Source organism: Candidatus Methanodesulfokora washburnensis (assembly GCF_003947435.1).
Lineage (GTDB): Archaea > Korarchaeota > Korarchaeia > Korarchaeales > Korarchaeaceae > Methanodesulfokora > Methanodesulfokora washburnensis.
In genome coordinates, this window is sequence record NZ_RCOS01000005.1 from 1 (window position 1) to 11586 (window position 11586).

The window sequence follows — 11586 nt, forward strand, 5'->3', positions numbered from 1 at the left end:
GAGATCATGAGGAAGTTTATCCTTCTCATTCTCATGTTGTTGATATTAACCCCTTTAAGTCTGAAAGCAGATGAGAAGGTAAAAATAGTGGCAACAATACCTCCCCTAGCCTCTATAGCAAGGGAGATAGCTGGAGATAGAGCAGAAGTGTACTATATAATCCCAACAAATAGCGATCCTCACCAGTACTCCCTCTCTCCAAGGGATGTCTCGTTGGCGGAGAGCTCCGATCTGTTCATATCGGTTGGCACAGAGCCATTTATAAAAAAATTAAATGTGAGGAGAGCTCTCTCATGGGATGACTGGATAAAAGCCGGAATAGTAGTGAAGGATGACAATCCGCACTATCTGTGGCTTTATCCAGAGAATGCTGTTAAGATAGCTGAGACAATAGAGAGAAAACTTGAAGAGATAGATCCTCTGGGGAAGGACTACTACAGGGCGAATCTGGAGAAGTTCAAGGGGAGCATAAAGGAGCTCATGTCATGGATATACAGCTACACCTCCAACATAAGGGGAAGCTGTGTGCTTCTAGCAGGATCCCATTTCTCTCCTATTGCCGATGTTATGGGGCTAAAGGTGGCCGGCATACTGATAAGGGGTGAGGGAAAGCTTCCAAGCCCTGAGGATCTTAAGAGCTTCGAGGAAAATGGGACAAGGAATAATGCTAGGGTAATAATTGTTCTAGCAACTCAGAAGGAAAGCGATGAGGGAAGGCTTGCTGAAACAGTATCTTCTGATACTGGAATCCCCATAGCCTATGCCTACGGCGTAATGTTCTCAGGAAACGACACATACGAGGAGTTCATCAAGTACACAGTGGCTGGGATAAAGGCAGCGGTTGAGTCCTCAAGGCCCACTGGAAAACAGGATTACCTGTGTCCTGTTGCTGTAATTGTCCTTCTTGCAGCGCTGGTGATATCATGGGTGAGATGGTTAAGTTCTCGGAAGTGACGGTAAGATATGGGAACAATGTGGCATTAGAAAGAGTTTCCTTTGAAGCTGAGGGTCCATCTCTTGTTGTTGTAGTTGGACCGAATGGATCCGGAAAGACAACTCTCTTGAAGGCCTCGCTTGGCCTTGTAAAAGCAGAGGGAGAGATAAAAGTACTGGGAATGGATGTCAGAGAGAATTTGAAGGAGATAAGGAGATCCGTTGGTTATGTCCCTCAGATGGAAAGAATAGATCCATCCTTTCCCATCCTTGTTAAGGACATTGTTATGATGGGAAGAACTGCCAGAAGAGGTGCAGGAAAGCCTTTCAGCGATCATGATGTTGAGATCTCTAAAAGAGCTCTGGAATCAGTTGGCCTTATCGACAAGTGGGATGAGCCATTCAGCCATTTGTCCGGTGGTCAGCAGCAAAGAGTGCTGATAGCCAGAGCTCTTGCCTCCGAGCCAAGGCTTCTTCTCCTCGATGAGCCCCTGACAGGTGTGGATAAGGCATCTCAGGAGGAGATAATAGAACTTCTAAAAAACGCTGTGAGATCAGGAATAGGAGTTGTTATGGTGACTCATGACATCAATCCGGTTATTGAAATCACGGATTATGTCCTTCTGCTGAACAGAAAAGTGATAGCATTCGGCAAGCCAACTGCTGTGATAGAAAGAGAGAAGCTGATTGAGACCTTTGGAGGAAGAGTTGAGGTTGTGAGGATGGGGCCTGTATGTTACGTGATAGGGAGTGATGCTCATGTCGGCAGGAGCTCTTGATGTCCTTTTATCTGGATTCATGCTCAGAGCTCTCCTAGCAGTTGTGATATCCTCAGTTTTATCTGCTGTTATAGGATCCTTTGCTGTTGTCAGAGGTCTATCCACAATGGGTGCAGCTGTAGCGCATGCAAGCTTAGCGGGTGCTCTTCTTGGCTTTCTTCTGGGAAGAAATCCAACTTTTGGTGCCCTTTTTCTCAGCACGTTATTTGCTGTTGCTGCTGCTTACAGCGGGGAGAAATCGAAAAGAATGGATGTTGTCCTTGGAGTGGCTTTTGGCTTCTCAGCAGCGATAGCAGCCCTTTCTCTTTCGATGACAAGGGAATACACGGTCACAGCATATACCTATCTCATAGGTGATGTGCTCGGGGTCTCTTGGAGCGATGTTATCATTCAGTTGTTGTTCTCCTCGGCATCCCTTCTAATAATCTACCTTTTCTACAAGGAGTTCAAGTTCATATCCTTTGATATGGAGGCAGCTGAGGCAATGGGTCTCAGGGTGAGGCTCTATCACTATATGATGGTGGTTCTTCTTGCAGTGGCCACTGTGGTGGAGCTGAGAGTAGTGGGCTCCATTTTAGCAGTTGTGTTCCTAGTTGCCCCAGCGGCATCTGCTATAGAGCTTGCAAGAAGCATGGAAAAGGTAATAGTGCTATCTGTGTCAATAGCTTTGGCTGCATCACTGTCTGGGATAATGCTGTCCATATTTGCCAATGTCCCGACGGGTCCAACAATAGGGATAATAACATCCCTCACATATCTACTTGTTCTGCTAATTTCTCATAACAAATAATAGTGCTTTTTAGTATTATAGCTAGGCGGCTAAGATCTTGCTTCTCAGTCTTAATTTTTAACTGCTAAAACTCTTAATTCACCTTATCTGGCTGATTCAATAACCAGTATATTAAAACTTTCTAAATTACTTGCATGAACATTTCTTAGCAGCATTTCCAATCTTATAACTAAATTTAAAACTTTATGTAAATAAAAGTAATTTTCTATCCCACCTTTTTCTGAGAAAAATTTAAATAGTTAACCTTGCCTGCACAAGGTCAAGGAGGTGCTTCTATGGGTGACCTAGTTTGGCTCCTCTAGAAAACTGTTTCTGTCTAGTCTGAGGCCTTTTGCCAAAATAGATGGTATGGAGGTCTTCCTCGTCCCTCTATCATGCCTTCTGCCTCATGAGCATGTGAGAAGCTACAGGGCAAGGGAGATAAAGAGGAACATAGAGGAATCAGCTGTCTTCAAGAGGCCCATAGTTGTCGACAGAGAGACCGGCACGATACTGGATGGGCACCACAGGTTTACAGCTGCAAAAATAGTTGGACTCACAAGAATACCTGCATTTCTCGTAAAATATACCAGCGCTGAAATAGAGGTAGTTGGCTGGAAGGATCCAGTGACAAAAATGGATGTGCTGAGAGCAGCTCTGAGCGGGAGATTGATGCCACCAAAGACATCAAGGCACCTTCTTCCATTCGAGCAGGAGAGAGTTGATCTCCCCCTTGAGGAGGTGAGAGAATGATATATGTAAGAGAAGGAAATATACCTAAAAAATGGTATAATATAGTCCCAGATCTCCCTTACTTCCCTCCCTACAAGCTTCCGAATGGGGAGGAGGTGAGGGAGGAGCACCTTTACAGGATATTCCCGAGGGAGTGTGTGAGACAGGAGTTCTCCAAGGAGAGATATATAGACATACCGGAGGACTTAATAGAAGCATATGAAAGAATAGGAAGGCCAACTCCGCTCTACAGAGCAAGAAGGCTTGAAAAAGCTCTTAAGACTCCTGCTAGGATATACTACAAGAGGGAGGATCTTTCCCCAACAGGAAGCCATAAGACGAACACAGCAATAGCTCAGGCCTACTATGCGATGAAGGAGGGGGTGAAGAGGTTGACAACAGAGACAGGAGCTGGACAATGGGGATCAGCTCTTGCATATTCCACCGCTATGATGGGCATAAAAGCGCTGATATTCATGGTAAGGGTCTCATATAACCAGAAGCCATACAGAAAGTACGTGATGAAGATGTATGGAGCGGATGTGGTGCCTTCTCCGAGCGAGCTGACAGAGTTCGGAAGAAGGCTTCTGAAGGAGAACCCGGATCATCCAGGATCCCTCGGTGTAGCGATAAGCGAAGCTCTAGAAGCAGCATTGAGCGATGAAAACACCAAGTACTCGCTGGGAAGCGTGTTAAATCATGTCCTAATACATCAGAGCATAATAGGACAGGAGGCAATGGAGCAGCTGAGCTCAATAGGGGAGAAGCCTGACGTGCTTGTTGGCTGTGTTGGAGGAGGGAGCAACTTCGCAGGCCTGACATATCCATTTATAGGGAGAATGCTGAGAAAGGAGTGCGAAAAAATGGATGTGATAGCAGTAGAGCCCACAGAAGTTCCATCAATGACAAAAGGTGAGTACAGGTACGATCATGCGGATGCAGCTGCCATGACCCCGCTGCTAAAGATGTTCACCCTGGGCTACAACTTTGTTCCTCCTCCGATATACGCAGGAGGTCTCAGGTATCACGGCTTAGCTCCTTCCCTCTCAGTTTTGGTGAAGGAGGGTATTGTAAAGCCTGTAGCAATAGACCAGAAGGAATCCTTCTCTGCTGCAAAGCTGTTTGCTGAAACCGAAGGATTGATACCAGCTCCTGAGACATCTCATGCAATAGCTGCTGTTATAAGGAGGGCTGTGGAGGATAGAGAGAAGGGAGAGGAGGAGGTGATATTGTTCAACTACTCAGGCCATGGGCTTCTTGATCTAGAGGGATATAGAGTAGTTCTCTCCCTCTGATTTTTTCTCTCAACTTTTTTGAACTAAACAGACATGATTATATAGACGAAAAGTAGAGTTTGCTATGAGAGCACTTAGCATATTCCTTTTGGTTTTGCTCCTGTTTGTAGCAGGATATCTTCTTTATCCATACCTGCAGAGTGGTTATTTCTCAGGATATCCTGCTGAGATCGGCCTTAAGACGTATACGGCTTCTGAAGCCGTAAGGGCACCGCCATCTCCCCAGCCATCCCCAGCACCTCAGTTAGTTGCTGAAAAGGGTTCGTCAGCAGTTCCTAAATAGTTAACTTTATATGACTCTTGTGTGCATACTTACACGATAAGTTTATAAATGAAAAATCCATGTTCTTCTGTGCCCGATATGTGGTGGTATGTAGCACCGAATGGGCATTATGCACAGGATGAGGGGAGTTTCCGTTGCCCCTGAAAGCCATCAATGAGGATAGTTGCTATCCGAGATGGAACGGGTAGTGAATGTTAACTACCCGACAACGGCACACCTGTATCCTCGGGCCAGATAGCATATTTAGGCACAAGGCAGATATCATACACAGCCTCTGTTGAAATTGAGGTAAACAACACAAACTATGCAGCAGCTAGGATCTCTCAGATAGCTCAGCAGCTATCAGGCTATGTTTCATACATGTATGTGGGAAATAGCTCAGCTCAGATCACAGTTAAGGTGCCTCAGGAGTATCTGCAGAGCTTTCTTGATCAACTCTCATCAGTAGGAAGGGTTCTTCAGAAATCCATGACAGCAAATGACGTGACAGATCAGCTTTTAGATCTTGACACTAGGATAAGAAATCTCCAAGCAGAGGAGTCAAGGCTTCTGAAGCTATACGATATGGCAAAAGATGTGGGTGAGATAATACAGATAGAGGACAGATTAAGCCAGGTCAGGTATCAGATAGAGATTCTTCAAGCTCAAAAGACAAACATAGAAAGAATGGTTCAGTATGCAACTGTGCAGATATCCCTCACTATTCCAGCTAAGCCCCAGCCTGAGGATCACTGGAAATGGGTGATAAATGTGGCATCTAGGGCATTCTGGGGTGCAATTGCACTGATAGCAATAGCTATAGCTGGAGGACTCCCTCTTGCTCTGGTTGCCTTGGCGGCATATGCCGTTTACAGGCTTTACAGGAGAAAATCTCAGAAAGCATGATACAGTTTATGCTGAATCTCTTTCTTGGGAAAACGAGCGAACTTTCAGTATTCTCAAACTACAAAGAAGGGAATTATCTGTTAGATGAGCTGAAGAAATAAATTCATTGAGCCAAGAAATCTTTCTAAAATTCAGAGACTCTCACGCTGAGACAGAGCTACACTATTATGTCCTCCACTCTCCCAGTTTTTGGATTGAATGCCTTTATCTCCTGTCCTTTCTTCTCTTTTGGAACTATAGCTATAAATCTGGAGGGGGTTGAAGTCGGTATTAGAAAGTACTCCTCCACCTTCCCGTCGTCCCTAGCAAGGACAAGTTTCACCTTGTCCTCGGTTCTCTTTCTGGTCTCAGGATCCAAATATTCTATTATTGCGAATTTTCCCCTTGCTACTAGGGATCTCAGCTCCCTTTTTCCCTTCTTGCTTACGGTTATTGCCTCCTCAATCTCCATATGCCAGAAAATTCCTGCTTCATATATAACGTTTTATCTTATAAGAAGATAAAAAACGATTGACAAAAAGTATTATAACAAAAACTCACTTAGATGTTTATTCTCCTGCTCTAAAGAAATTTTTCCATCTTTTTTCTACCAAAAATTTTCTTAAGAATATCCCTGAGTTTCAGCCTCAAGTCTTTTTATTTATCAATACAACTTCTTTATTACAAATAAATTTTTTAGCGAATAGGAACTTTTCTATACTCTCCTTCTTTTCTGGAAGAAATTTTTTCTAAAGTTGCATTTAAGGTAAAGTTTATAAGCTTTAGTTCTTAATGAAATCAAGTGATCATAATGGGAGGTCAGAAGGTCTCCAGGAGGGATTTTATCAAAATAATGGGCCTGGGATCTATTTTCTCCATGATAAGCCTGACAATGAGAACAAATGCCTTCTCCTTCGGTGACATAATTGATGTTAAGGGCTCTGGAAGCGGGGATATAGAGATTCTCAGAAACAGCGAGAGTCCGGATGCCATAAATGTTATATGGTTCGAGGGCCAGAGTTGTACTGGAGACTCAATAGCACTGCTTGATGCAGTCAGGCCATCTGTAATTGATGTGATAACAGGAACTGCTGAGATAACAGGAGAAGTTAACCTGAGGTATATGGATGCTATAATGCCAGAATGGTCATCTGCAGCCCTACAAATTCTGGAAGATGCTATCTCTGGAAAATATGATCCATATGTCCTCGTTTTGGAAGGAGCTTTTCCGATAGATGAGGAAGCAGGCGGTCCAAGATATTCTGGTATGTTTGGTTATTCAGGAGAGACAGAAAAAGGACCAAAGACATTTCTTGACTGGTTAAGGGGCCTCATTTCCAGAGCTGTTGCCGTTGTATCAACTGGAACCTGTGCTAGCTATGGCGGAATACCTGCTGATTCTGTAAAGGAAGTTCCAGCAGAATACAGCGATTTTATAGAGTCATTTAGAAGAGTTGGAACAAGTTCAAGTCCAACAGGGGCAACTGGTTTCTTTGGTGATCCTATAAGAGGTTACAAAGGGCTTATAGATATTCTTCCATCTGACATAACAGCTCCATACAAAAGGTTCTTAGAAGGTGCAAAGTTAGAACCAGGAGAGGTGAGAGCAGATATAAAACCAGCTATAGCTGTTCCAGGATGTCCTGCAAATGGGCAAGCCCAGATAAGAGCACTTGGAGTTTTAATACTATGGGCTAGAGGTGTTTTACCACCTCCTCCTCTTGACAGATATTACAGGCCAGTCTGGATATACGGTAGAACGACGCATGAGCAGTGTCCCAGGGCTGCCTCTTATGCAGTTGGGGAGTTCAGAGAGTATGCCGGTGATCCCAGCTGGGAGTGCCTCTTCAGAGTGGGATGCAAGGGTCCTGTTTCAAACTGTCCTTGGAACAAGGAGGGCTGGATCCTCGGTATTGGTGGTCCAACTAAGACTGGAGCTCCCTGCATAGCCTGCACAATGCCTGGCTTCTCCGATGCATATGAACCGTTCTTTGAGCAGCTAAGGGAGCTTCAGCTAGGCCCACCGATTCCAAAACTGGATATTGGAAGAAGCACTGAGGCGGCTGTGGGCATAGGGACTGCTATGCTGGCTGGCGCTGGACTGGCATATGCCCTAAAGGAGAAGGAGAGGAGGTGATGTCATGAGCATGAGAAAGATCGTAATAGAGCCCATAACTAGGATAGAAGGCCATCTTGGAGCTGTAGTTGATGTTGATGAGGCAACTAGAACTCCTAAAGATGCCCATGTTTTCGCAACAATGTTCAGAGGATTCGAGGTGTTCCTTAGGACCAAGCCTCCTGAGGATGCTATAGCAATAACATCTAGGATCTGTGGAGTGTGCGGTGCGAGCCATTCCAACGCATCTATGCATGCTGTTGACATGGCTTATGGAGCAGTTCCTCAGCCCTTAGGCGTTCTTCTGAGGAACATGGGCTTCCTGATGACAGATCACCTATATGATCACTCCATAATACTCAACATACTTGGAGCTCCCGACTACAGCAGCCTATATGTGAAGAAGCTAACGCCAATGGTCTATCAAGAGGCTCAGGAGACTCTCAGCCCGAGAAGAGATATACATGGATTTACAAGAATCTCAGATATAATGGATGGATTTGTGCCTGTTGCTGGAAAGATATGGAATCTGACCGTCAGATATCAGAGGTTTGCAAAAGAAGCTGGCATAATGATATACGGAAAGCATCCGCATCCATCCACGATAATACCCGGCGGTATAGCCACGGATCTGACAAATCCTGATTCTCTGATAGTAGGCTATACCTTCAGGCTGAATCTCCTGACTGCTTGGGTTAAATATGTCTATGCCATATGGGAGGATCTGGTCTGGTTCTACGAGGAGGTTGTAGGCTATAGGGATCAGGGCAAGACCTATGATAAGCCTAACTATGTAAGCGGTGGTCTATTTGATGATCCAGAGGCCTATTCCAGCCTTAGCTCTGAGCCAGAGGAGTTCTACAAGGGGATGGATGAGGTCGCCCTGAAGAGAGGGATAAAACCCGGTATAATGATAAACGGGGAGTTGGTATCAACAAGCTATAAGGAGATAAATGTCAGCATATCCGAGGATGTGAAGACCTCGTTCTACGAGGAGTGGAGCACGCTATTCACAGATAAAGACCCGGAGGGAACCCCTCTGCTCTGGGGAAAGGTAAATCCAGTGCACCATCCTTGGAACAAGACGACAATACCGAGCCCGCAGCCTAGGGACTTCTCCAAGAAGTACTCATGGGTTGCAGATGTGAGGCTTGTCTGGAAGGATGGAACCATAACACCGTTTGAAGTAGGGCCTTTAGCAAGACTTACTGTAACGGCATATCAGCCAAGCGATTTAGGTCCAGGAAATGGCATACTAAGAGTGGATCTTCCAAAGAGCGGTGGTGCCACAGATCTTCCGGAGAGTGTGTCATATCCTATGACCCTTGCGTGGAGAGCTCCTGCCTACTCAACTACAATGCAGAGGCTCTTAGCGAGGGCATTCAGCATGGTAATTCACGCATCTCACGGTTGGCAGAGCATAGTTAAAGCAGCTGAGCTCATAAGAAGCGGTAAGGTAGCTACATCTAGGCCATGGAAGGCTCCAAGCAGGAGAACTTTTGGAGTTGGGTTCACAGAGGCACCTAGAGGAACTGTGAGGCATTGGGTTGTGCAGGAGGGAGGAAAAATAGTGAACTATCAGATACATGCTCCAACTACAGGAAATGCATCTCCAAAAAATGAATACGGAAGGGCTCCATTCGAGATGAGCTTGCTTAATTCGAAGGTAACGGAGGAGGTTGGTCCAAGTGAATGGCAGGGCCTTGATTATGTGAGGGCAATAAGAAGCTTCGATCCTTGCATAGCTTGTGCAGTGCATGTCAGGCTAGGATCTAGGGAGATCTACAGGCCCCTGTTCTAGGGGTGACTGGAAATGGAGTGGAAATTAAGCAGGAGAGAGTTTCTAAAAAGCACTGGCTCATTTCTAGTATCTCTTCCTCTTATCAACACATTTGGAAGCTACAGCAGCAGTAATAAGAATGATCCGGATGAAATGTACGGCTTTCTGGTGGATGTCTCTAGATGTATAGGATGTGGAGATTGCCAAGCTGCCTGTAAGATAAAAAATAACCTGCCTGTTAGTTCTGATCTTCCATATGAAAGAAATGAGAGATCCTACTGGGACAACTACTCCACTCTCTCTGCCTACACTTGGACGAGGATAAGATCGAAAAAACTTGTCAAGGACGGGAAGGAAATAGTAAGGTTCATCAAGGAGCAATGCATGCACTGCATAGATCCAGCTTGTGCCTCGGTTTGCTTTGTTGGAGCCCTCTACAAGACGCCGGAAGGTCCAGTTATATACAGAGCTGATAGGTGCGTTGGCTGCAGGTATTGCGTTTACGCATGTCCTTGGGGGGTGCCGAAGTGGCAGTATGACAAACCATTTCCATTTATACAAAAGTGCAATATGTGCTACGATAGAGTCATAGAGGGGAAAAAGCCTGCATGTGTTGAGGCCTGCAAAGTTGGTGCTCTCACATTTGGCAAGAGAAAAGAGCTGATAGAGGAGGCAAAAAGGAGAATATCTAAAGGAGGCTACGTTAATTACATATATGGTGAGGAGGAGGCAGGAGGAACTTGTGTGCTCTACATATCAGATGTTCCCTTTGATGAGCTTGATTTCAGAAAGGTGATGAAGTTCAGCTATCCGGAGCTAACTCAGGCATACCTAGGAAATATGCCGATAGTCATACCTTCCCTATTTGTGGGGCTCCTTGGTCTATATCTGTATAGCAGGAGGAGGCAGGAGGTGAAAAGATGACTGCATCAAAGTCCTTCCTCATATGGACATCAGCTCTGATTCTGGTGATAGCATTCGGGGCTTATGGTGCATTTCTAAGGCTGACGGTTGGGTTTAAAGTCACTGCTCTGAACGATTACTACCCTTGGGGGCTTTGGATAGCATATGATGTGCTGACAGGGATAGCTCTTGCAGCAGGATCCTTCTCCCTAGCATTTGGAGTCTACATAATAAATAAGAAGAAGTTTGAGCCCCTCCTGAGACCAACTCTCCTCACATGCCTGCTGGCATACTTAACTACAGCTCTAGGGCTTATTATAGATATAAACCAGCCAGCTAGGTTCTGGCATCCGATGTTCCCGTTGTTCTTCCAGCCTCACTCCGTGCTCTTCGAGGTGTACTGGTGTATATCCCTGTACATAATAATACAATTAATAGAGTTCTCACCTATAGTGGCCGAGAAGCTCAGGTGGAAATGGTTCTACTCCGCTATGGAGAGCGAGAAAGTGATGGTGCCTCTAGTTATGGTTGGGATAATAGTTCCAACATTGCACCAATCCTCCTTGGGAGGCCTCTTCCTGATAGCCCCAGATAAAGTGCACCCTCTGTGGTATTCCCCCATACTTCCGATACTATTCTACATATCAGCACTTGCTGCAGCCCCCGCGATGATAATAATAGAGTCCAACATATCCTCTAGAGTACTGAACAGAGGGCTGGAGCTCGATCTCCTCTCCTCATTGGGAAGAGCTATGAGGTACATACTGCTTGTGTACGTGGCAATAAGATTTGTGGATCTTGCTGCTAGAGGGGCATTGTCCTACATAGGCGATGCAAGGTCCTTGTTCTTCTTGGTGGAGATCCTAATTGGATTCATAGCTCCATTGCTCCTGCTGTTGCCAGAGAAATTCGTTAAATCAGGAAAGATTCTGCTGTTGGCATCAATATTGGTTGTATTCGGAGTCATAATGAACAGGTTTGATGTTCTTCTGACAGCATGGCTCTATCCGCCTTCAGGTGCAATATACTTCCCGACATGGGCTGAGATCTCAGTAACGGGCATGCTTGTAGCCCTTGAGGCCCTAGCTTTCACGCTTGCTGTGAAGTATCTGCCGATATTTCCGGAGATAAA

The 11586-nt window shown here is 45.3% G+C and carries 12 protein-coding genes; 11 read left to right on the plus strand and 1 reads right to left on the minus strand.

Features of this window, described 5'->3' with window-relative positions; all coding sequences use genetic code 11:
* From D6D85_RS00220 to D6D85_RS00250, 7 genes are all read left to right on the plus strand, one after another.
* Positions 1–954: metal ABC transporter substrate-binding protein (locus D6D85_RS00220; RefSeq protein ID WP_133308273.1), on the plus strand; the 954-nt coding region annotated here is incomplete at its 5' end.
* Positions 924–1712 (plus strand): metal ABC transporter ATP-binding protein, encoded by a 789-nt coding sequence (locus D6D85_RS00225; protein ID WP_125670028.1) that lies wholly within the window; start codon positions 924–926, stop codon positions 1710–1712. The genes D6D85_RS00220 and D6D85_RS00225, both read left to right, overlap by 31 nt.
* Positions 1693–2502, plus strand: coding sequence for a metal ABC transporter permease (locus D6D85_RS00230; protein ID WP_161969593.1), 810 nt, complete (start codon positions 1693–1695; stop codon positions 2500–2502). The genes D6D85_RS00225 and D6D85_RS00230 overlap by 20 nt, the downstream gene beginning before the upstream one ends.
* Before the next feature lie 348 nt (positions 2503–2850).
* On the plus strand, positions 2851–3234 hold the full coding sequence (locus D6D85_RS00235; protein WP_125670030.1) for a ParB N-terminal domain-containing protein: 384 nt from the start codon (positions 2851–2853) through the stop codon (positions 3232–3234).
* The gene (locus D6D85_RS00240; RefSeq protein ID WP_125670031.1) at positions 3231–4508 is read left to right on the plus strand and encodes a TrpB-like pyridoxal phosphate-dependent enzyme; all 1278 of its coding nucleotides are present in this window, start codon (positions 3231–3233) and stop codon (positions 4506–4508) included. Before D6D85_RS00235 ends, D6D85_RS00240 begins: the two co-directional genes overlap by 4 nt.
* A gap of 64 nt (positions 4509–4572) precedes the next feature.
* On the plus strand, positions 4573–4791 hold the full coding sequence (locus D6D85_RS00245; RefSeq protein WP_125670032.1) for a hypothetical protein: 219 nt from the start codon (positions 4573–4575) through the stop codon (positions 4789–4791).
* Between the two features lie 258 nt (positions 4792–5049).
* Complete coding sequence (locus D6D85_RS00250; protein ID WP_272914398.1) at positions 5050–5676, plus strand: DUF4349 domain-containing protein; 627 nt, start codon at positions 5050–5052, stop codon at positions 5674–5676.
* 157 nt (positions 5677–5833) lie between these two features.
* Here the strand turns inward: D6D85_RS00250 and D6D85_RS00255 are convergent, their stop codons facing one another.
* Positions 5834–6127: a hypothetical protein gene (locus D6D85_RS00255; RefSeq protein WP_125670034.1), complete on the minus strand. Its 294-nt coding sequence runs from the start codon at positions 6125–6127 to the stop codon at positions 5834–5836.
* A gap of 339 nt (positions 6128–6466) precedes the next feature.
* On the opposite strand from D6D85_RS00255, the gene D6D85_RS00260 reads away from it, so the two are divergent.
* The 4 genes from D6D85_RS00260 to nrfD all read left to right on the plus strand — a co-directional run.
* Entirely contained in the window at positions 6467–7792 is a 1326-nt protein-coding gene (locus tag D6D85_RS00260; protein WP_125670035.1) for a hyaluronate lyase, read from the plus strand.
* A gap of 4 nt (positions 7793–7796) precedes the next feature.
* Positions 7797–9572, plus strand: coding sequence for a nickel-dependent hydrogenase large subunit (locus tag D6D85_RS00265; protein WP_125670036.1), 1776 nt, complete (start codon positions 7797–7799; stop codon positions 9570–9572).
* A gap of 12 nt (positions 9573–9584) precedes the next feature.
* Positions 9585–10475 carry a 4Fe-4S dicluster domain-containing protein gene (locus tag D6D85_RS00270; protein WP_237558690.1) on the plus strand — a complete coding sequence of 297 codons (891 nt, stop codon included), beginning with the start codon at positions 9585–9587 and terminating at the stop codon, positions 10473–10475.
* Positions 10472–11586, plus strand: a 1115-nt coding sequence (gene nrfD, locus D6D85_RS00275) for an NrfD/PsrC family molybdoenzyme membrane anchor subunit (RefSeq protein WP_125670037.1), incomplete at its 3' end; no start/stop codon positions are given. The genes D6D85_RS00270 and nrfD, both read left to right, overlap by 4 nt.

Bases quoted from the DNA above. Each gene is read 5' to 3' on its own strand.
- D6D85_RS00225 (WP_125670028.1), top strand. From the start codon at position 924: ATGGGTGAGATGGTTAAGTTCTCGGAAGTGACGGTAAGATATGGGAAC.
- D6D85_RS00230 (WP_161969593.1), top strand. From the start codon at position 1,693: ATGTCGGCAGGAGCTCTTGATGTCCTTTTATCTGGATTCATGCTCAGA.
- D6D85_RS00235 (WP_125670030.1), top strand. From the start codon at position 2,851: ATGGAGGTCTTCCTCGTCCCTCTATCATGCCTTCTGCCTCATGAGCAT.
- D6D85_RS00240 (WP_125670031.1), top strand. From the start codon at position 3,231: ATGATATATGTAAGAGAAGGAAATATACCTAAAAAATGGTATAATATA.
- D6D85_RS00245 (WP_125670032.1), top strand. From the start codon at position 4,573: ATGAGAGCACTTAGCATATTCCTTTTGGTTTTGCTCCTGTTTGTAGCA.
- D6D85_RS00255 (WP_125670034.1), bottom strand. From the start codon at position 6,127: ATGGAGATTGAGGAGGCAATAACCGTAAGCAAGAAGGGAAAAAGGGAG.
- D6D85_RS00260 (WP_125670035.1), top strand. From the start codon at position 6,467: ATGGGAGGTCAGAAGGTCTCCAGGAGGGATTTTATCAAAATAATGGGC.
- D6D85_RS00265 (WP_125670036.1), top strand. From the start codon at position 7,797: ATGAGCATGAGAAAGATCGTAATAGAGCCCATAACTAGGATAGAAGGC.
- D6D85_RS00270 (WP_237558690.1), top strand. From the start codon at position 9,585: ATGGAGTGGAAATTAAGCAGGAGAGAGTTTCTAAAAAGCACTGGCTCA.